The sequence below is a fragment of the Corallococcus sp. NCSPR001 genome, from assembly GCF_017309135.1.
Classification (GTDB): domain Bacteria; phylum Myxococcota; class Myxococcia; order Myxococcales; family Myxococcaceae; genus Corallococcus.
Window position 1 is genome coordinate 9,007,737 of sequence record NZ_JAFIMS010000002.1, and the last position, 21,498, is coordinate 9,029,234.

General features: G+C 70.8%; 12 protein-coding genes. 4 read left to right on the forward strand and 8 right to left on the reverse strand.

Annotated features, from left to right (window positions below):
• Positions 1–2: 2 nt before the first annotated feature.
• Entirely contained in the window at positions 3–2,762 is a 2,760-nt protein-coding gene (locus JYJ93_RS38260; protein WP_206799686.1) for a CHAT domain-containing protein, read from the reverse strand.
• 514 nt (positions 2,763–3,276) lie between these two features.
• Here JYJ93_RS38260 and JYJ93_RS38265 point away from each other — a divergent pair.
• On the forward strand, positions 3,277–4,335 hold the full coding sequence (locus tag JYJ93_RS38265; protein ID WP_242544080.1) for a polysaccharide lyase: 1,059 nt from the start codon (positions 3,277–3,279) through the stop codon (positions 4,333–4,335).
• A gap of 190 nt (positions 4,336–4,525) precedes the next feature.
• Entirely contained in the window at positions 4,526–6,061 is a 1,536-nt protein-coding gene (locus JYJ93_RS38270; protein WP_206799687.1) for a S1 family peptidase, read from the forward strand.
• 88 nt (positions 6,062–6,149) lie between these two features.
• Here the strand turns inward: JYJ93_RS38270 and JYJ93_RS38275 are convergent, their stop codons facing one another.
• The 4 genes from JYJ93_RS38275 to JYJ93_RS38290 all read right to left on the reverse strand — a co-directional run bounded on the left by JYJ93_RS38275 (position 6,150) and on the right by JYJ93_RS38290 (position 10,734).
• Positions 6,150–7,700, reverse strand: coding sequence for a DHA2 family efflux MFS transporter permease subunit (locus JYJ93_RS38275; RefSeq protein WP_269012980.1), 1,551 nt, complete (start codon positions 7,698–7,700; stop codon positions 6,150–6,152).
• Between the two features lie 6 nt (positions 7,701–7,706).
• The gene (locus tag JYJ93_RS38280; protein WP_206799688.1) at positions 7,707–8,990 is read right to left on the reverse strand and encodes an HlyD family secretion protein; all 1,284 of its coding nucleotides are present in this window, start codon (positions 8,988–8,990) and stop codon (positions 7,707–7,709) included.
• Positions 8,991–9,039: 49 nt separating this feature from the next.
• A complete protein-coding gene (locus tag JYJ93_RS38285) occupies positions 9,040–9,546 on the reverse strand; it encodes a MarR family transcriptional regulator (RefSeq protein WP_206799689.1) in 507 nt (168 codons plus the stop codon).
• Between the two features lie 129 nt (positions 9,547–9,675).
• Entirely contained in the window at positions 9,676–10,734 is a 1,059-nt protein-coding gene (locus JYJ93_RS38290; RefSeq protein WP_206799690.1) for a glycerophosphodiester phosphodiesterase family protein, read from the reverse strand.
• Between the two features lie 41 nt (positions 10,735–10,775).
• On the opposite strand from JYJ93_RS38290, the gene JYJ93_RS38295 reads away from it, so the two are divergent.
• Positions 10,776–11,009: a hypothetical protein gene (locus JYJ93_RS38295; RefSeq protein WP_014393744.1), complete on the forward strand. Its 234-nt coding sequence runs from the start codon at positions 10,776–10,778 to the stop codon at positions 11,007–11,009.
• Here the strand turns inward: JYJ93_RS38295 and JYJ93_RS38300 are convergent, their stop codons facing one another.
• Together JYJ93_RS38300 and JYJ93_RS38305 are read right to left on the reverse strand one after the other, a co-directional pair.
• The gene (locus JYJ93_RS38300) at positions 11,010–11,459 is read right to left on the reverse strand and encodes a nuclear transport factor 2 family protein (protein WP_206799691.1); all 450 of its coding nucleotides are present in this window, start codon (positions 11,457–11,459) and stop codon (positions 11,010–11,012) included. It lies immediately after the preceding gene.
• A complete protein-coding gene (locus JYJ93_RS38305) occupies positions 11,440–20,028 on the reverse strand; it encodes a non-ribosomal peptide synthetase/type I polyketide synthase (RefSeq protein ID WP_206799692.1) in 8,589 nt (2,862 codons plus the stop codon). Before JYJ93_RS38305 ends, JYJ93_RS38300 begins: the two co-directional genes overlap by 20 nt.
• Positions 20,029–20,114: 86 nt before the next feature.
• On the opposite strand from JYJ93_RS38305, the gene JYJ93_RS38310 reads away from it, so the two are divergent.
• Positions 20,115–20,651 (forward strand): metal-dependent hydrolase, encoded by a 537-nt coding sequence (locus JYJ93_RS38310; RefSeq protein ID WP_206799693.1) that lies wholly within the window; start codon positions 20,115–20,117, stop codon positions 20,649–20,651.
• A 9-nt stretch (positions 20,652–20,660) separates the two neighbouring features.
• Here the strand turns inward: JYJ93_RS38310 and JYJ93_RS38315 are convergent, their stop codons facing one another.
• The gene (locus JYJ93_RS38315; protein ID WP_206799694.1) at positions 20,661–21,467 is read right to left on the reverse strand and encodes a glutaminyl-peptide cyclotransferase; all 807 of its coding nucleotides are present in this window, start codon (positions 21,465–21,467) and stop codon (positions 20,661–20,663) included.
• Positions 21,468–21,498 lie beyond the last annotated feature (31 nt).

Here is a 21,498-nt window from a genome sequence, read left to right on the forward strand (position 1 = left end):
GTTCAGTCCGCCCGCTCCACCAGCAACACGGAGCGCGTCCACACGGCGCGGGAGTCGCGCGCGAGCCACGCCTGGCGCTCATCGCGCAGCGCGACGGCCGCGGGCTTGCCGGCGTGGATGCTCCGGCGAACCCCGTCGAAGAAGCGGCCCGCGGCGTCCGGGATGTCCACCGTGGAGGCCAGCACCGCGCGGGCCCCGGAGTCGATGAAGGCCGCGGGCAGGCTGAAGGGCTCCGTGCTCTGGAGGGACGACGTGCGGCCCGCGCTGCACGCGGCCAGGAACACGGTGGGCGCGCCGGTGAGCCGCTGCTCGCGCACCACGTCCGCCGTGAGCGCGTAGCGGCCGTTCACCTCCGGTGACAGCACCACCAGCGACGCGCCGGAGATGCTGGGGTCGGTGATGCCGTGCGCGTGGATTTCAATCTCCGTGGCGTCCGCCATCCGCGCCAGCACGCGCGAGGGCGTGGCGTCCGCGCCGGACAGCACGTCCGGCGGCGCGGCGCCGGGCTCCGCCTCCGGCGTCCACGAGGGCAGCCGGGGCAACTGCAGGAGCGACGGCGCCTCCACGCCCGCCACCACCAGGCGGCGCGCGGCGGTGGACGTGGGCGCGGGAGCGGGCCCCTGCGTGCGGCCCAGGCGGAAGCTCCAGGCCATCTCCGGCGGCAGCAGGTCCGTGCGGCCGAAGAGCGGCGTCCACGCGAACACGTCCACGTGCTCGCAGCCGGCGAGCGTCTGGCGCAGGGCGTCCGGCACCAGCCGGGACGAATCCACCCGGGCGAAGGACTCCCGGCGAGAGCCGTCGTAGGAGCCCTTCACCTCGCCCTTGGGCCCCAGCGCCACCAGGGTGGTGCGCTCGGCGTGGATGCTGGCCGCCAGCGCGCACCGCGAAGGCACGGGCGTGCCCAGCTGCGCGGCCATCAGCGCCACCACCTTGGGGAACTCCCCGGCGCGGCCCGCGTCCGCCGCGAGCGACGAATAGCTGAGCGCCCAGGTCTCACGCCCCAGCACGTCGCCGCGGGGCAGGGCCTCCGCGTCCGCGATGGCCTTCTTCAGGAGCGCCTCGCCCCGGGCCCGATCCTGGTCCAGGAGGAAGCGGCCCTCCAGATAGTGCGTGTAGATGCGGTCGCTCTCCGGGACGGTGGCGCCCTCCAGGGCCCGCGTGGTGACCGTCTTCAGCCACTCCGCGTCGCGGGGCCCGGAGCCGAAGCGGGACAGCTCCGCGACCGTCGCGCCGAACACCAGCTCCATGGAGTTGTCCGAGCACGCCTCCGCCGCCTCCAGCTCGCGCCGCGCGGCGTCCGGCCGCAGGTCCAGGTAGTACAGGTGCGCCAGCTGCACGTGGGGCCAGGAGCAACTGCGGGTGGTGCCTCGCGCGGCCCACTCCTCCAGGTACGCGCGCGCGCTGCCCAGGTCGTTGCGGGAGCGCGCCACGTGGCTGAGGATCTCCAGGACGTTGAACTCCGTCTCCCACTCGCGCAGCTGCCGGGCGCCCGCCCACAGCACGCGCGCGTGCTGTTCCGCCTCCGTGAGGCGCTGCTGGTCCGTGTAGAAGATGGTCAGCCGGCGCTCCAGGTCCAGGCAGCGCACCGACAGCGTCGTCTCACGGCAGCGCTGGAGCGCGTTGAAGAGCCGCTGCTCGGCCTTCCACCACGCCCCTTCCACGACCTCCTGGCGCGCCTGGTCCCGCTCCGCGATGTACGTGAACCAGGGGTCGCCCATGCGGCCCACGCGCGCGACCATGTCCTGCAGGCCCGTCAGCGAGCCGTTGCGGCTGCGCAGGAGCGCGCCCAGGTAGATGTCCTCGTCGCCGGACACGCGCGCCCGGTTCAGCAGCGCCTCCGGGACGGCGTGGCCCGCGCGCAGCGTCTCCGCGTACTGGCGCGCCAGGTCCGCCCGGCGGGAGAAGTCGCGCTTCGCCACGCGCTGCACGTAGTCCGTGAGCACGCTGCCGCCCTGCACCCGGTCCAGCTCCTTCGCCAGGGGCAGCAGCGCCAGCGCGCGCTCCTTCGACGCCGCGGCGCGCACGGCCTCATAGAAGACGCCGCGCACCGCGCCCGGGAGCTGCCGGGCCGCGTCCATGGGCAGGGGCGCCTTCGGATCCTCCACCAGGGCCAGGGTGGCTTCGCGCGCGGCCGTCCACTGGCGCTGGCGCTCCAACGTGGACTCGCGCAAGGACAGCGCCTGGGCGTGGGCTTCACGTCCCCAGCCCTGCTCGTTGCGCTTCGCCACCTCTTCGAACAGCTCCGACGCGCGCAGCGTCAGCCCCATCTCCCGGAACACCAGCGCGCGGTTCCACAGGGCCTGGGTCAGGTTCGGCTTCGCGGTGAGCGCCGCGTCCAGCAGGCGCAGCGCACGCTCATGGTCGCCGCGGGCGAGCGCCACCGCGGCCAGGTCGCTGTCGCGCTCGGGCGAGGCCGGCAGGCGCTCCAGGAACGAGGCCGCCTGGTTCCACTCGCCCTCCAGGGCATAGGCCGCCGCGATGCCGCCCCAGTCCTGCTGGGCCTCCATACGGGCGAGCGGCCCCAGGGGCATGGGCTCGGCGGGCACCGGGCAGCCACCCGCGGGGGCGCGCGAGCGGTAGCGGTCCGCTTCCGGATGCGTGAGGCGGGACTCGATGCGGGCCGCCGCCCGGCGATCCGTCCAGAAGGTGTCAGGCAGGGGCTGTGGCTGCTGCGCCCGGGGCTTCAGGGCCGCGACGCCGCCTGCCAGGAGGGGGATGGCCAGTGCCAGCGCCCAGAGACTCATCTTCGCCGGCTTCACCATGCGGTCCCCTCGGGCGTCTCCCCCCTGCCGCCCCTCCGGGCCGTTCTACACCAACCTCCGACGAACGCCGACCTGGCTCCGTCCCCTGCCTCCAGGCGTTCCATGACGCGGTGGGCAGCAAGGCGGTGGGAGAACAGGCGCATCGGATGTTTGGGGTGACACACGCACCAATAGACGGGCTGCTCCGCCGATCTTGAAAAAAGGCCCCACTTCCCACGTCCGATGCGACAGGGAGACAGGGCGCCGGGCCGTCAGGTTGTTGGGGGGATGACGCCCGGGGGCTCGGCTGCACGGCTGCTCTCGCCGGATGGTTTGAGCGCCCGCATCCACCCGGAATCACGCGCTTCGGCATGCCTGGGGAAGTGACGGGCGGCAGGGCCTTGTCCGCTTCATGCCCCACCAGGCGGCCCGCCAGGCGCGCGTGCGGCAGGGGGTTGGCAGGCGGGAGGGGGCGGGAAGGCTTTTTTCCCGCCGCGTGTCCTCGTGGCCCAACCCGGACCGAAAGGACCCCTGTTTGAAGCGACTCCTTCAGCTCGTTGCCGCGGCCTCCCTGATGCCGGCCCTGTCTTTCGCTGGCGTTCTCTGGAAGGGCGACTTCGAGACCGGCAACACGTCCCAGTGGACGCGCCAACAGGCCGTTGCCAACAGCCGCTTGCAGGTCGTGACCGACGTGGTGCGTGACGGCAGGTACGCCCTCAAGGCCACTGTGAAGCAGGGCGACAATCCCATCAACGCCAGCGGCAACCGCAACGAGTTGCTCTACCTGACCCACGAGACGCAGGGGAAGGAGTACTACTACAAGTGGAGCACGCTCTTTCCCTCGAACTACCCGGTGCATGACTCGTGGCAGGTCATCACCCAGTGGCACCAGGAGAGCTGCTGTGGCTCGCCGCCGCTGGAGTTCTTCGTGCGCGGGGACAAGATCAACCTGCGCGTGGGCGGTAACACCACACCCGTGCTGTGGCAGACCTCCATCGACAAGGGCAACTGGCACGACTTCGTGCTGCACGTGAAGTGGTCTTCCGACAAGAAGGTCGGCTTCGTGGAGCTGTGGCACAACGGCGAGCACGTGCTGCCGAAGACCTACGGCGCCAACCAGTTCGGCAAGGAGCTCAACTACCTGAAGATGGGCCTGTACCGCGACAACGCCATCAAGCCCGAAGGGACCATCTTCCACGACGGCTTCACCATGGCGACGACGCTCGAGGACGTGATGCCGCCCGCGCCCGCGCCGGTGGAGGAGACGCCCGTGCCCACGCCCGTGCCGGATGACACGACCATCCCGCAGGAAGACCCCACGCCGGTGACGGAGACCCCGGCGACGGAGACCCCGGCGCCGCAGCTGCCCACCACCCAGCTCCCCAGCGTGGGCGGCCAGACGCCCACCCCCACGCCCGTGTCCAACAACCCCAATGGCCTGCCGGACTCGTCCGACGCCATGGCGGGGGGCTGCAGCGCGTCCGGCACGTCCGGCACCCTGCCCTTCGCCGGTGCCCTGCTGATGCTGGGCGCTGTCGCGCTGCGCCGCCGCCGGGCCCCCGCCCGCGCGCTGGCCCCGCGCGCGAAGCGCTAACTTCCGCTCGACACCGAAGCAAGTCCCCAGGCCCGGTGCGTCTCATGACGCACCGGGCCTTCTTGTTTCCTCTGACTTTCTTCGGCCACGCAAAAATGTCGGAGATTTTAAGCAATCCTTGAATTGATTGACCTTCGCGGCTCAGTCGGGTTTCGCTTCGGGCTCCCCGAAGCATGAAAGGCAGGACCCGATGAAGCGGACCTCCGGGCTGTTCTCCACCGCGACGGCGCTGTTCGCTGGCGCCACGTTGAGCGTGATTCCCTCGATGGCGATGGCGGCGCCTTCACAGGCGGAAGCGGCGCTGGCGCACGACGTGTCGCCCGACCTGCTCTCCGCGATGCAGCGGGACCTGGGCCTGACGGCGGACGGCGCGAAGCAGCGGCTGGCGTCGGAGGCGGCGGCGGTGCGCGTGGAGGGGACCCTGCGCGCGGAGCTGGGCGCGCGCTTTGGCGGCGCGTGGATGAACGCGGACGGCAGCGCGCTGGTGGTGGGCGTGACGACGGACGCGGACGCGGACGCGGTGCGCCGCGCGGGGGCGGTGCCCCAGAAGGTGAAGTACACGCAGGCGGAGCTGGAGGCGGTGAAGGCCCGGCTGGACCGCGACAGCCGGATGGCGGGCCGCGCCGTGCATGCCTGGTACGTGGACGTGATGACGAACAGCGTGGTGGTGCTGGCGCAGGACTCCGCGCTGACGGGCGGCACGGACTTCGTCGCGAAGGCGGGCGTGAAGCACCCCGCGGTGCGCACGGTGCCGTCGCGCGAGGAGTTCCAGCCGGTGTACGACCTGCGCGGCGGTGACGCGTACTACCCGGGCGGCTCGCGCTGCTCCATCGGCTTCCCGGTGGCGGGCGGCTTCGTGACGGCGGGCCACTGCGGCGGGCCGGGCACGGGCACCAGCGGCTTCAACGGCGTGGCGCAGGGCACGGTGGTGGCCGCCAACTGGCCCGGCAACGACTACGCCTGGGTGCGCACCAACGGCTCGTGGGGGTCGCAGCCGTGGGTGAACAACTACGCGGGCGGCAACGTGCTGGTGCAGGGCTCGCAGGAGGCGGGCGTCAACGCGTCCGTGTGTCGCTCGGGCTCCACCACGGGCTGGCGCTGCGGCGTCATCACGGGGAAGAACGTCACGGTGAACTACTCTGCGGGCCCGGTGTACGGCCTCACGGCGTCCAGCGCGTGCGCGGAGGGCGGTGACTCCGGCGGCTCGTGGCTGTCCGGCAACCAGGCGCAGGGCGTGACGTCCGGCGCGGGTGGCAACTGCACCTCCGGCGGCAACACCGTCTTCCAGCCGCTCCTCCCCATCCTGAGCGCCTACGGCCTGTCGCTCACCACCACGGGCGGTGGCGGCACGGGCGGCCCCATCATCGGCCTGGCGAACAAGTGCATCGACGTGCCCAACTCCAACACCAACGACGGCACCCGCCTGCAGCTGTGGGACTGCAACGGCACCAACGCGCAGAAGTGGACCTTCATGTCGGACGGCACGGTGCGCGCGTTCGGCAAGTGCATGGACGTGGCCTGGGGCTCCAGCGCCAACGGCACGGCCATCCAGTTGGTGAGCTGCAACGGCAACCCCGCACAGCAGTTCATCCTCTCCGGCGCCGGTGACCTGGTGAACCCCCAGGCCAACAAGTGCGTGGACGTGACGGGCGGCAACTCCGCCAGCGGCACCCCGCTCCAGCTCTGGGAGTGCAACGGCACCGCCGCGCAGAAGTGGCGCCGGTAGCCGTCTTCCCGTAGCGCCCGGAACGAAGAAGCGCGGGCCCCCAGCACACCGGGGACCCGCGCTTTGTCGTTTCCAGCGGCAGCGGCGGCTAGTGCGCGCCTTCCACCTTCACGTTGGGGTCCGCCTTCTGGAGCATGGCCACCAGGATGAGGGCGCAGACGAACAGCGCGGCGAGGATGAGGAAGTTGGCGTTGAAGGCCCGCACCAGCGCCTGCGCGCTGATGCGCTGACTCAAGAGGCCGTAGGCCGCGCCCGTGGGGTTGAGCACGCCCCGGGAGGCCATGGCGCCCGTCATGGAGGCGACCTGCTCCTGGGCCACCTGCCCGTAGACGTCCACGTGCGAGGTGATGGCGGTGAAGTTGGCCTGGGTGGAGCGGCTGAGCGCGCTGCTCATCCACGCGGTGCCAATGGAGCCGCCCAATTCGCGGGTGAGGTTGAAGAGGCCCGCCGCGTTGCCTCGCTGCTCCGGGCGCAGGTTGCTGAGCGCCATCACCGACAGCGGCACGAAGATGAAGCCCAGCGAGCAGGCGCGGATGAACACCGGCGTGATGAGGGTCATTTCATCCACGCGCGTGGTCAGGTGGCCGTTGGTCCACAAGGACAGGCTCACGCCCAGCACGCCGAAGCCGATGAGGAACCGGCCGTCCACCTTGCCGCCGAACTTGCCGATGAGCGGCATCAGCAGCACCTGGATGGCGCTGCCCTTGAGGAAGATGAGCCCGATGTCCAGCGCCTCGTAGCGCATCACCGAGCCGCAGAAGAGGCTGAAGAGGAACGAGCCGGAGAACAGCGCCGTGCCCACCAGGAAGTTCACCCCCGTGGCCGCGGAGTAGGAGCGGTTGGCGAACACGCGCAGGTCCACCACGGGGCTGGGGGTCTCCAGCTCGTGGACGACGAAGGTGATGAGCGCGATGCCCGCGATGACCGCCAGCAGGGTGATGAGCCGGCTGTCGAACCAGTCCTCGCGGTGCCCCTCCTCCAGCACGTACTGGAGGCACGCCATGCCCACGGCGAGCAGCGCGATGCCGTTGCGGTCCACCTTCTCCGTGGACGGCTCGAAGTGGGGCTGCTCGATGGAGCGCCACGCCATGTACGCGGCGAAGAGGCCCACCGGCACGTTGATGAGGAAGATCCAGTGCCAGCTCGCCGCTTCGATGAGGAGCCCGCCCACGGTGGGCCCCAGCAGCGGGCCCGTCACGGCGCCCAGGCCGAAGAGCGCGCCCGCCATGCCGTGCTCCTCGCGCGGGTAGCGGGCGAAGAGGATGGCCTGGGACGTGGGGATGATGGCGCCGCCGCCCATGCCCTGGAGGATGCGGAAGGCCACCAGCGAGGGCAGGTTCCACGACAGGCCGCACAGCACGCTGGCCACCGTGAAGAGGAGGATGGAGAAGGTGAAGTATCTCCGGTAGCCGAAGCGGCGCTGGAGCCAGCCCGTCATCGGGATGACCACCACGTTGGCCATCATGTAGCCGGTCGACACCCAGGCGATCTGATCCAACGGCGTGCCGAAGCTCGCGCGGATGTCGCTCAGGGCCACGTTGACGATGGAGATGTCCAGCACGGACATCAGCGCCGCGGCCATGGCCGCGATGGTGATGCCCGCCTTGGAACCTTGGATGACGTCTCGACGCGCGTCCACGGGGGGTTACTCCGCCTTCCGCGTATCCGCCGCCGCCGACTGCTGGGGCTCCGGCTTCGCGCGGGTGTCCACGGTGACGTAGACGCTCATGCCCGGCTTGATGGGCAGGTCCTTGCGGTCGCCGTCGAAGCGGATGAGCACGGGGATGCGCTGCACGACCTTCACGAAGTTGCCGGACGCGTTGTCCGGCGGCAGCAGGGCGAAGCGCGCGCCGCTGGCGCCCGCGAGGCTGTCCACGTGGCCCTTGAACGAGTGGCTGCCGAAGGCGTCCACCTCCACGTCCACCGGCTGGCCCGGGCGCATCTCACCGACCTGGTCCTCCTTGAAGTTGGCCACGACCCAGATGTCGTTCTGCGGGACGATGGCCATCAGCGGGCGCTCCGGGCCCACCATCTGCCCCACCTCCACGGTGCGGCGGCTGACCACGCCGTCCACCGGGGCGCGCACCTGCGCGTAGGACACGGCCAGCTCCGAGAGCGTCAGCGCGGCGCGGGTCTGCTTGAGGCGCGCCTCCGCGAGCTTCAGCGCGGCCTGCGCGGCCTGCACCTGCACGGGCGCCGTCTCCGCGGCGGACAGCTTGCCCTGCGCGGCCTCCAGGCCACCGGAGGAGCTCTGGATGCCGGCCTCGGTGGAGGTCAGCCGCGCGCGGGACTGGTCCAGGGCGGCCTTGGCCTGATCATACGAAGCCTGACGGGCGTCCAGGTCCGCCTGGGCCACCGCGCCCTGCTCGCGCAGCTGCTTGATGCGGCCCAGGTCCGTCTCCGCCAGCTTGAAGCGGGCCTCGGACGCGGTCACGTCCGCGCGGGCCTGATCCAACGCGGCCTTGGAGGAGCTGATGCCGCTGGAGGCCTGGGTGACGCCGGCGCGGGCCTGGCGCAGGTTGGCGCCCGCGTTGGCCTCCGTGAGGGTGAGCTGGGCCTGGGCGTTGGACAGCTGGGCCTCCGCGCTCATCACGTCCGCGCGAGCGACCTCCAGGCGCGCGTCCAGGTCCGCGTGGTCCAGCTCCACCACCACGTCACCGGCCTTCACCGTCTGGTTGTCCTGCACCAGCACGCGGGCCACCTGCCCGGCCACGCGCGGCGACACGTTGGCGATGCGGCCCTCCACCTGGGCGTCGTCGGTGGACTCGTGGCCGTGGGTAAGGAGGAAGCGCGCGCCACCGCCCAGCACCGCCACGCCCACGAGGATGGGCAGCACCTGCTTGGCGCGCGAGCGCTTCGCGGGCTTCGCGACGGCGGGGGCTTCGGTGGCGGGAGCGGCTTCCAGGGAAGGAGCGGTACGGGTCGTCATGGTTGTTGCTCGGTACAGCGTTGAAGAATGGGGTGTGGGAAGGGGCTGCTCAGGGGTCCCGCAGGGCGGGGATGCCGGAGGACACCTTGGCGAGCAGGGCGCGGAGGGTGTCCCGCTCATCCAGGCTCAAGGGAGCCATGAGCGCGGCGATGCGGCGGTAGTGGTCGGGCATCATGCCCAGGATGAACTCGCGGCCCTTCGAGGTGAGGTGCACGGAGTACATGCGCCGGTCCTCGGGGTGATCCACGCGGGAGATGAAGCCGTCCTTCTCCAGCGTGTCCAGCAGGCCGGTGATGGTCGCGCGGCTGCAGCTCGCCAGCTCCGCGAGGTCCGCGGGACGCAGCGTCTCCCCCGCGTCCTCCGCCGCGAACAGCTGCACCAGCACGACGAAGCGCCCGTGGGACACGCCATGCCGCGCGAAGTGCGCTTCGTAGGCCTCGGTCAGCTCATTGGACAGACGCAGCATCGTCAGACACGTCTCGATGGCGCTGGGGTCCAAGGCGGGGAAGCGCTGGGCCAGCTGCTTCAGCCGCTCGTACCGGGGCACGAGCTTCATCGGCGTGGTGGTTTTTGGACGGGAAGGGATCAAGACCGGCGTCTAGTAAGGCCCCTAACGATTTTGCGCAAGATGATTTCGTCGCCTGACTAAATCCTTGATTTCCCAAGCGGGAAATGGACCGTCTGGCTACTCGGCCGCCCTCTCCAGGAGGAGCACGGCGCGCAGCTCCGGGTGGCGGTCCTGCATGGAGCGCACGGCGCGCAGGTCGAAGGACTGCACGTCCACCCTCCGTGCGAGCCCTGCTTCTTGGATGACCCGGGCCACCGCGTCGCCATGGGTTGGCGCGACGTCTGTCTTCGCGGAGGCCCGTTTGAGTTCCACATTGAAGCGGACGCGGCGGGCGTTCCGAGCGCGGAGCGGGTCGCGGGCTTCATGGGTGGCGTCCGCCTGGTCCGCCGCGAAGGCGAACACCTGGCGCAGGGTGGGGACGGTGTACGGGTCCGGGAGCCCGGCGCGCGCGGCGAACGCGACGGCCTCCGGGGAGCGGGCCCGGTCGTTCGTCTGGTCCGGGCGGTCCTGGAGGAGCTGGTCGCAGACGAAGGTGGCCTGGAGCTCTTCGACGGTGAGGGCCGCGATGGGGACGGGAGCGCGCAGCGGGCTTCCATCCGTGTGGCGGCACTTCGTGGGGGACAGGTCCGGGTCGTGGGAGAGCACGGGGACGCCGTCGGCGGTGAGGACGGTGTCCAGTTCCAGCGTGGTCATCCGGTGGTCGAGCGCGGCCTCGAAGGCGGGCAGCGTGTTCTCCGGCCGCAGGTTCCGCGCGCCCCGGTGGCCCTGCGCATCGAAGCGCTTCGGGTCGATGAGGCCGTCCGCGTCCAGCAGGTCTCCAGGCGTGCCGTCACCGTTGGCGTCGAAGTCGCGCACCGCCTGCATCAGGAGGTCCGGCCGGTCGCTGATGATGCCGTCCACGCCGCGCCGGAGCAGGGCCTGCATCGTGGGCACGTCGTTCACGGTCCAGACGATGACCGGGTGACCCGCGGCGCGGAGGCGCTCCAGGTCGATGCCGCCTCCGGGCTGGAGCAGCGCCACGGCGGGAGAGCACACGGGAGCGTGCGTCCGTGCGTGCGCACGCAAGGTGTCCATCAGGCGCAGCGTGGGGTCGCCCGCGGGCGGGCCTGGAGTAAGACCGGCGCACGCGCACAGGAGCATCGCGAGGATGGAGTGGATGAACAATGCCGTGCGCATGGGCTGCCTTCCTCCCAGGTGTCGGTTAGGAAGTGGAAGCGATGGACGTGAAGGATGCCACCGTGCAGGCAGCGCTGCGTGAGGCTTGCGACGACGCGGGACTGCCGCAGTCCCTGCGGAGCTGCGTGTATCCGCTGCTGCGGGACCCGGAGGGCGACTGGGCGCCCTGCTGCGGGGGAGGCTGCATGCCGTGCTCGTCCACGCTGGCGGACGTGGCGCTGCGCACGCTGGAGCTGCTGGGCACGCCTCGACGCTCGCCGTTGCCTCCGGGGTGATCAGCGGTACGCGTGGTCCACCAGCACCTCCGTGCGCGGGAGCGACCAGTGCATCTGGACCATCCGCCACTCCGTGCCCCGGCGTTCGAAGGCGCAGGCCACGCGAATGCCTTCGAAGGTGACGGGCTTGCCGCCAGCGACGAGGGCGATGTCCATCGTGGGCACCGTGAGGCAGGCCATCGTGGAGGGCGGCGCGCCGCCGTGCCAGAGCGGCTCCGAGCGCGGCGTCACGCGGATGTCGCGCAGGCTCCCGAACTGGGTGCGGAAGGAGTGCTCCACCTGTGCCCAGCCGATGAAGTGGAGGTTCGAGTGCGTGCCCACGACCACGATGTCGTCGTCGTGCCAGAACAACCCGGACAGGGCCTCCAGGCTCTTGCGCTCGTAGGCCTCCACGAACGCGGTGAAGCGCAGGGAGAGCTCCGCCTTCCATTCATCCTGCGTCGCGCTCATCGTGTTCCCCTTCCCTTCCCGAGGCCAGCTGCGCTTGGATGAGCCGCGCCACCTCCACCACATAGGGCTCCTCCATGACGGAGAAGTGGTTGCCTTGCACGTCGTGAATCTGGAAGGACGCGGTCGTGAGCGCCGTCCACCAGGCCGCCGCGTGTGAATCCAGCACCGTGTCCCGCTCCGTGGCCCGCAGGTGCACGAGCGGCACCGCGTGACGCCCCGGCGCGTATGCGGCGATGGCCTCATTGGTCGCGAGCACCACGTCGCGCAGTCGCGTGTCGAGCTCCATCGCCGTCCGCAGCCCTTCCGCCGCGCGCGGAGAGATTTCCTGGAACGCGTCGATGAGCCGGAGCACGTCTCCCACGCTCCGGACGTTCAGCCTGCGCGAGTCGTCCACCGTCACCGTGTCGATCTGGATGACGCCCGCCACGGCGTGGCCCCGCCTCAGCAGCTCGGCCGCCATTTCGTACGCGATGACGCCGCCCGAGGAGTGGCCCCCCAGCCAGAAGGGGCCCTGGGGCTGGAAGGCCAGCAGCTCATCCACATACGTGCGCGCCATCTCCGGTACGTCGCGGTAGAGCACCTCGCCGGGCTCCAGTCCCGACGCCCGGAACGCGTGGACCGGGATGTCCGCGCCCAGCCGCTTCGCCAGCGGCAGGTACGTGTAGACGGTGCCTCCGATGGGCTGCACCAGGAAGAGCGGTGTCTGTCCGCGCCGTCCCGCCTGGAGCTCCATCCGCAATGGGGCCTCATTGAGGAGCGGCCTGCCCGTCCGCTCCAGCTCCTCCTGGACCGCGCGCACCCACGCGCCCAGCGTCGGGTGCTCCAGCACCGCGTGGAGCGACAGGCTCACCGACAGTCGCGTCTTGAGCTCGCGGTTGAGCTGCACGACCAGGAGCGACGTGCCGCCCAGCTCGAAGAAGTGGCTGTCCGGCGTCAGCGTGTCCACGCCGAGCAGCTCCTTCCAGAGGGCTTCCATGGAGGCACGGACCTCTTCACGGCTGAGCGGCCGGGACGCGGGCGTGACTTCAGGCCGCGGCAGCCGGGGTGCCTTCTCCGCAAGGGAGTACCGCTTGCGCTCGAAGGGATACGTCGGCAGCACGACGCGCCTGCGCGGCCCGCTTCCGCGCACCGCGCTCCAGTCCACGGGGAGGCCCGCCGCCCAGAGCTGCCCCACGGCGTGGAGCAGGGCCTGTTCATCACTCCGGCCGAGCGTGTTCAGCACGAGCCGCTCCCTGCCTGCCCCGGGATTCAGCAGCGTCAACGTGGAGAGCGTCCGTCCCGGCCCCACCTCCACGAAGACGCGCTCACGGTCCTCCAGCAGCAGCTCCAGCCCCTGGGAGAACCGGACCGTGTGCCGCAGGTGACGGGCCCAGTACGTGCGGTCGTGCGCATCGTCCGCGGTCAGCCAGGCGCCCGTGACGTTGGAGATGAGGGGAATCGCCGGGGACTTCGGGCGCATCGACCTGGCCAGGTCCGTGAGCGGCTGCATCGCGGGCTCCACGAGCGCGGAGTGGAACCCGCTCGCGTTCGGCAGCCGCTTCGTCTTCACGCCGCGCTCCCGCAGGCGCGCCGCGAAGTCCTCCAACGCCTCCAGCGCTCCGGACACCACGCACTGCCCGGGTCCGTTGACCGCGGCCAGCGAAAGCGCGGGGGGCAGCTCCTGCGTGAGCACGCCCTCCGACAGCGGCACGGCCAGCATGCCGGAGGGTGGCAGTGCGTCGCAGAGACGGCCGCGCAGCGAGACCAGCGCCACGGCCTGCTCCAGCGACAGGACGCCCGCGAGGCACGCGGCGGTGTATTCGCCCAGGCTGTGGCCCAGGAGGCTCGTCGGGTGGAGCCCCCACGCGCCCAGCAGCCGCGACAGCGCGTACTCCGTCGTGAAGATGGCGGCCATGCCCAGTGAGGGCATCCGCAGCGCCTCCTCCACCTGTGCGCCTCGCTCGTCGGTAAGCAGCGCGGCGCGGAGCTCGCGCTCCATCTCCGGGCCGAAGAGCGCGGCGCAGGCATCGAAGGCTTCGCGATACGCCGGAGCGCGCCGGTACCACGCCGCGCCCATGCCCGCCTCCTGCGTGCCCGTCCCAGGGAACAGGAAGCACACCTCCGGAGGCGGAGACGAAGCGGGTTGCACGGGCTCGTCCCGCCGGAGCTTCGCGATGGCCTCCGCGGGGGTCTCGCACGCGATGGCGCGCCGGTAGCCGAACGCCGTCCGTCCCTCCTGCAACGTGTACGCGACGTCCGCCAGGGACTGCCCGGGGTGCCGCTCCAGATGATCCGCGAGCCGCCGCGAGGCCGCGCTCAATGCCTCCCCGCTCCGCGCCGAGAGCACCAGCACCTGCGCCGCCAGGCTCACGGCGGCAGCGGGCTCGGGGCGCGCCTCTTCGAGGACGACGTGCGCGTTCGTTCCACCAATGCCAAACGCGCTGACTCCCGCGACGCGTGGGAAGCCCTCGGGCAGGGACCACGGCCGCCCTTCACGGCTCACGACGAACGGGGAACGCTCCAGCCCCGTCTCCGGATGGGGCTGCTCGAAGTGGACGGTGCCCGGGAGGAAGCGGTGCTCCAGGGCCAGCGTCGTCTTGATCAACCCCGCCACCCCCGCCGCCGAGTCCAGGTGCCCCACGTTGCTCTTGAGCGCCCCCAGGATCACCTCGGGCTCCGACGCCTCACGCGCGCCGAAGGCGAGCCGCAGCGCCTGGACCTCCAGCGGGTCGCCCAGCGGCGTCGCCGTGCCGTGGGCCTCGACGTAGGTGATGTCGTGAGGAGTCACCCCCGCGTCGGCGTGTGCTCGCGTGATGACGTCGCGTTGGCCCTCCACGCTCGGGGCGGTGAAGCCGACCTTGGCGCTTCCGTCGTTGTTGATAGCCGAGCCCCGGATGACGGCATGGATGGAGTCTCCATCCCGCAGTGCATCTTCCAGGCGCTTGAGCACCACGATACCCACGCCACTGGAGGGCACCGTCCCCTGCCCCTTCGCGTCGAACGGACGGCAGTGTCCATCCGGAGAGGTGATGCCGCCCGCCTCATGGAGGTAGCCAGCAGGACCGGACGCGAAGAGGGAGATGCCTCCCGCGAGGGCCACGTCGGACTCCCCCGCCCTCAGGCTCTGACAGGCCAGGTGCACCGCCACCAGTGACGTGGAGCAGGCGGTCTGCACCGTGAGCGCGGGCCCACGCAGGTCCAGTTGATGCGCCGTCGCCGTGGCGAGGAACTGCCACGGATTGCCCAGGATGGACCGGTACGCCTCCGAGGCCACGGACAGCGAACGGAAGCGCGGCATCACCTGCTCCAACCAGTAGCGCGGCACGCCCGAGCCCGCGAACAGGCCCGCCTTGCCGGGCAGCCGCTTCGGGTCGTAGCCCGCCGCTTCGAGCGCCTCCCAGGCGCACTCCAGGAACACGCGGAGCTGCGGATCCATCAGCCGCGCGTCCAGGGGGCTGTAGCCGAAGAAGGCGGCGTCGAAGGACTCCACGTCCTCCAGCAGGCCGGAGGCGCGGACGTAGGAGGGGTCCTCCAGGAGCTGGGGATCCTCGCCCGCGGCGAGCAGCGTCTCCCGGCTGAAGCGGGACAAGCCCTCACGGCCCTCCACCAGCAGCGTCCAGAGTGCTTCGACGCTGGGAGCCCCCGGGAACCGCCCCGCCGTGCCGATGATGGCGATGGGCTCCGAGGATCGCACCGGGCTTCGCGCGGGCTCCAGCGTCACCGGCTGCGCCGTGGCGCCCGCGTCCAGGTGCCGCGCGAGGGATTCGAGGGTCGGGAACTGGAACAGCGTGGCCATGCTCACGCGGATGCCCAGCTCCGAGGCCAGCGCGGACTGGACCCGCGTGAGCAGCAGCGAGTTCCCGCCCGCGTCGAAGAACCCCTCCTGCCTGCCGACGCGTTCCACGCCGAGAATGCGGCACCAGATGCGCTCCAGGGCCTTCTCGCGCTCCGTGGATGCGGGAGCAGCCGGGGCTTTGACGGAAGGCAACGGCAGCGCGTGACGGTCGAGCTTCCCCGTGGGGCCCATCGGGAACGCGTCCAGCAGCACCCACTCCCGGGGAACCATGTGCGGAGGAAGTGTTGCGCCCAGCGCCTCCTTGAGCGCGGGCGTCACGGCGGCATCCCGGGGGATGACGTAGCCCACCAGGTGCCGCTCTCCCGCGAGCAGCCGGGGTTCGACCACGGCGTCCCGGACATCGGGGTGCTTGCGCAGCGCGGCTTCAATCTCACCCAGTTCGATTCGGAAGCCACGCAGCTTGAGCTGGCGGTCGGAGCGCCCGTGGAAGTCGATGCCGCCGTCCGGGCGATGGCTGGCGAGGTCTCCGCTCTTGTAGAGGCGTGCTCCCGGCTCCGCGCTGAACGGATGCGGGATGAACCGCTCCGCGTCGAGCTCGGGGCGGTGCAGGTAGCCGTGCGCCAGCCCCTTGCCTCCGATGTAGAGCCCGCCGCGCACGCCCACGGGGACGGGCGTCAGGGCCTCATCCAGCAGGTAGACCTCGTAGCCGGAGAGAGGTGTCCCGATGGAATACGGGCCTTCGCCCGCCACGCACTCCACGGTCGTCGTGAAGACCGTGGCTTCGGTGGGGCCATAGACCTGGATGAACCGGCGCTCTGGAGCCCACGTGTCCACGAGCCGCGCGGGGAGCTCCTCGCCGCCAAGCACGAGCGTCTTCAGATCCGGCAGCGCTCTCCATGCCATGGAGGCCAGCGCGGACGGCGTGCACATCGCGGTGTGGATGCGCTGTTTCTCCAGGAAGTCCGCCAGCTCCTCACCGGCGGCCACGTCCTCCTGGGCCATGAGGTACAGCGTGGCGCCAGAGGAGAGCGTCGGGAAGATCTCCGCGACGGAGAAGTCGAAGCCGTACCGCGAGCACTGCGCCACGCGCTGTCCCGGCGCGAAGCCGAAGTCCCAGACCACGGTCTCCGTCAGGTGCACCGCGCTCCCGTGGCCGATGCACACGCCCTTGGGTTGGCCCGTCGAACCGGAGGTATAGATGACATACGCGACGTCATCCCCGGTGACGTGGACCCGTGGCGTGTCCTCCGGACCGCCGCGCACCTGTTCCAGCGCGACCACCGGGACGCCCGCACCGTCCATGAGCGCGAGCGTCTTCTCCTGCGCGAGGATGAGCCTCAGCTCCGCGTCCCGCGCCGTGAACTCCAGCCGGGCCCTGGGATAGGCGGGGTCCAGCGGCACGTAGGCCGCTCCCGCCTTCAGCGTCGCCAGCAGGGCGATGATCAGCTCGAAGGAGCGCTGGACACAGACGCCCACGAAGTCCCCAGGCCGGACGCCCTGGGAGATGAGGTGGTGGGCCAGCCGGTTCGCCTCCGCGTTCAGCGCCCGGTAGCTCAGGGTCCGCCCCTGGAAGACGAGGGCCGGCGCGTCCGGCGTGCGCTCCACCTGCGCTTCGAACGGGTGGTGCAGACAGTCCGCATGGGGCACGTCCCGCACGGGCCCGTGAGCCCAGGCGAGCACCTGTGTCTGCTCCGCCTCCGAGAGCAGCGGCAACGCCGAGACCCGCTGCTCCGGATCCCGCGTGGCCTCGCGCAGCAGCGTCACGAAGTGCTGGGCCAACTGGTGGATCATCCAGGGCTCGAAGACGTCCAGCGCGTACTCCCACCGCACGGACATGCCGTCGGGCCGCTCATCCAGTTCGATGGAGAGGTCGAGCTTCGACGTCCCCGTGTCGACGTCGTGGGGCTCCACCCGCCAGTCCGACGCCGGCACCGCGATGCGCGGCTCCAGCGTGCACGACACCTGGAACAGCGGGTTGGCGCCGGGGATGCGCGCCGGGTTCACCGCCTCCACGATGCGCAGGAGCGGCGCGTCCTGATGGTCGAGCGCCTCCATGGAGACGCGGCGCACCTGCTCCAGCAGCCCCCGGACGGTCAGCCCGTCGGAGAAGCGCAGCCGCAGCGGCAGCAGGTTCACGAAGTGTCCGGAGATGGCCTGCGACTCCTCGCGGCTGCGCCCGGAGAAGGCGCCGCCGACGATGAGGTCCTCCGCCCCCGAGTAGCGGTGCAGCAACGCGCCGAACACGGACAGCATCGTCATGAAGAGCGAGGCGTCCGCTCCGCGCCCCAGCGCCTTCACGGACTCCAGGAGGTCCCTGGGGATTCGCACGACGTGCTTGGCCCCGCGGAAGCTCGGGACCTGGGGGCGGGGATGCTGCGTGGGAAGTTCCAGGTGCGGAGCCCCCGCGAGCGTCTGCTTCCACCAACCCAGGTGCGGTGCGATGGCCTCCTGGTAGCGGGTCCCCTGCTGCCAGACAGCGGCGTCGCCGTACTGGAGCCGCAGTGGCGGCAGTGAAGGTGCCTCCGCCAGGGAGAACCGGTGCAACTCCTGGAGGAACGCCGCCATCGTGAAGCCATCCACGATGAGGTGGTGCATCACCAATGCGACGCGGCTCTCCGCCGGGCTCAGGCGCATCCACGTCGCACGCAGCAGCGGCCCGTGCTCCAGGTCGAAGGGCTCACGCGCCTCCTGCGTGGCCAGCTGCAACGCCTTCGCGCTCCGCAGGCCCGCGGGCACGGCGTGCAGGTCCACCCGCCGCAGGTGGAACGGCATGTCCGGATGCACGCGCTGGAAGGGACCGTCTGGCGTGGCGCCGAAGGTCGTCCGCAGCACTTCATGCCGGGCGATGAGTGAACGGAACGCCCGCTCCAGCGCGTCGGGCTGGAGGTCCCCGGGCAGGTACAGCGTGAAGGGCTCGTTGTAGACGGCGCTCCGGGGCGCCAACTGCTCCAGGAGCCACAGCTGCCGCTGGGAATCAGACAGGGGCAGGGGCCGCGTCCGGTCCACCGGGACGATGGGGGGCACGTCGAGGCTTCGACCCGTTCCCCGCGCCGCATCCACCCACCGCGCCAGCTCCGCGATGTTCGGACTGTCGAAGAGCGTCCGCACGGACAGGCGGACCGACACCGCCTGCTCCAGCCGTTCAATGAAACGGATGGCCAGCAGCGAGTCCCCGCCGGACTCCATGAAGCGGTCCTGCGTCCCGGCCTGCCGCGTCCCCAGGACCTCTGACCAGACGCGCGCGATCTCCTGCTCCAGCAGCGTGCGCGGTGTCTCCCCCTCCCCTGAGCCAAAGCGCGGCGCTGGAAGCTGCGAAGGATCCACCTTGCCGCTGGCGTTGAGCGGCAGGTGGTCCAGCGCCATCACTGCATGCGGGAGCATGAAGTCCGGCAGCTTCGAGCCCAGATACGCGCGCAGCTCCGCGTCCTCCACCCCGCGCGGCGAGACATACGCGACGAGCCGCTTGTCCCCCGGGGAGACCTCGTGCACGCGGACCACGGCGTCTCCGACCCGAGGGTGGGTGCGCAGGACGCTCTCGATCTCCGCCAGTTCGACCCGCGCGCCGCGGATCTTCACCTGATGATCCACGCGCCCCAGGAACTCCAGGTTGCCGTCCGGGAGCCACCGCGCCCGGTCACCCGTCCGGTACATCCGCGCTCCGGGCACGCCGCTGAACGGATCCGGCAGGAACCGCTCGCCCGTGAGGACAGGCCGGTCCAGGTAGCCCCGCGCGAGCCCCTCTCCGCCCAGGTACAGCTCCCCCACTTCGCCCCCGGGCAGCGGCTTCCCGGCGTCATCCAGGACATGCAGCTGGAGCCGCGCGAGCGGCCTGCCAATGGGAATGGACACGCCCGGCTCCGGAGGCGTGAGGAGCTCATACGCCGTCGCGGAGGTGGTGCACTCCGTGGGGCCGTAGCTGTTGAGCAGCCGCTGGGGCTTTCCGTGCGCCATGACTCGCGCCACCCACTTGGGGTCCAGCACGTCACCGCCCACCATCAGGACGCGGAGCCCGCCGAAGGCGTCCGGGATGGCGGCGGCCAGTTGATGGAACAGCGACGTGCTCAGCACCGCGGCGGAGATGGCATCCCGCCGGAGCTTTTCCGCGAGGAGCGGAGGCGACAGCAGCGTCTCCCGTGAAACCAGACACAGCGCTGCGCCATTCAGCAGCGCGCCCCAGACCTCCAACGTCGAGGCATCGAAGGCATATGACGCGGCCTGGAGGACGCGGTCCTCGCGCCGGAAGCCCATGAAGCCTTCATCCAGCACCAGCCGCGCCACGCCCCGGTGCGGGATGCACACACCCTTGGGCCTGCCCGTGGAGCCGGATGTGTAGAGCACATAGGCCAGCGAGTCCGGCCCCGCTCCGCCCTTCACGTTCACGGCGTCCTGTTCATCCGGAGCAGGAGGCTCGACGACATGCCCCTGGAAGCGCAGCCCCTGGACCGCCTCACGCCGGCCGACGAGGACCCGCATCCCGGAGTCCTCCACCATCGCGGAGAGCCGCTCCGGGGGATGACCCGGATCCAGGGGGAGATAGGCGCCTCCTGCCTTCAGGATGCCCAACAATCCCACCACTGTTTCCGGTGTGCGGTCGGCAAGGACGCCCACGGGCTGGTCGGGCCCTATCCCCAGCGCCTGGAGCCGCCGCGCCAGCCGGTTCGCGCGCTGGTTGAGCGTGTCATAGGTGAGCACACCCCCGTCGAAGCGCAGCGCCACGGCCTCGGGTGTGTTTCGTGCGTGCGCTTCAAAGAGCGTGGCGATGTCCAGTCGCGGGTGCGCGGAGATGGAATTCATGATGAGTCATTGCCCCCCACCTTCTCAACGCACTGCCCCGGGAACCTTCACGGCCAGCGTGACCTGCCGTACGCTAGTGCACATCCATGAATCCCATCGTCCACGCCGAGGTGTCCTGGCTCCTCTCGCAGGGCCTGCGCGAACGGCGTGACCGCGTCCTGGTCACCTGCGCGGGGCTCGCGCCGGACTTGGATGGTTTGTCATTGCTGGCGGGTGAAGAGTTTTATTCGCGTTATCACCACGTGATTTTCCATGGCTACGTGGGAGCGCTCGTCACCATGGCGGTGTGTACGGCGCTGGCGCGCCAGCGGGCAGCCGTGGCCCTGCTGTCGGTGGTTGCCTTTCACGGTCATCTGCTGTGCGACCTCGCCGGCAGCGGGCCAGGCTGGCCCATCCACTACCTGTGGCCGTGGAGCCTGGAGCCGTGGTCATGGTCCGGGCAGTGGAACCTGGGCTCCTGGCAGAACACGCTCATTGGACTGGCCGCGACGCTGGCGTGTCTGGCGTGCGCCCTGCCCTTCCGGCGGACCGCGCTGGAATTGCTGTCACCGCGCTGGGACGCGGAGGTGGTCCGGACCGTACGGCGGCGCTTTTCCAGACAGGGTGAGGCGCCCTCCGCCTGAAGCGAAGGGCTACGGCGCGGTGGTGGCGGGCCCCACCAGCGTCACCTCGAAGAGGTCGGGCCACAGCTTGCCGGTGAGGAACAGGCGGCCGGTGCCGGGCTCCAGCGCGATGCCGTTGAGCACCGCTTCGTAGCTGCGCACCCGGCCGCTCACCGCCCGCGCCAGCGCCGACGCGTCGATGACCGCCAGCACGCGGCCCGTGGCGTAATCAATCTTCAGGATGTTGTTGGAATGCCAGACGTTGGCGTAGACGCCGTCCTCCGCGCACTCCAGCTCGTTGAGCAGCTCCTGCGGCGTGCCCTGCAACGTCACCTGCACCTGGGACTTCACGTGGAAGTCCTTCGGGTCGTGGAAGCGCAGCGTGGACGTGCCGTCGCTGCGCACCAACTGGCCATGCCAGTAGCACAGGCCCCAGCCCTCACCGTCGTACTCCACCTGCTTCTCCCGCGCGGGCGGCGCGCCGCTCCACACGAAGAGCGTCTCGTCCTGCCAGGTGAGCTGGTACAGCCGCTGCCCGTCGCTCGCGAGCCCCTCCGGGAACACGTCCGGCAGGGGCTGCTTCCACAGGGGCTCCGCCTGCTCCAGCGAGATGCGGCGCAGGTCGCCCTTCTCCCCGGTGCTCTCGTAGAGCTGGCCCTGGTGGAACTGGAGCCCCTGCGTGAAGGCCGTGGGGTCGTGCGGGTAGGCGCGGACGATGTTCGCCACCAGCCGCTGGGGCTTTGTCTCCGGAGTGCCCGCGTCTGGCGTCTGGCGCTGCGTGGGCGCGCATGCCAGGCACAGGAGCGACAACGACAGGGACCAGGGGAGGCGGCGCATGGGCTTCCTTGCGACAGACATTGCCGCGACA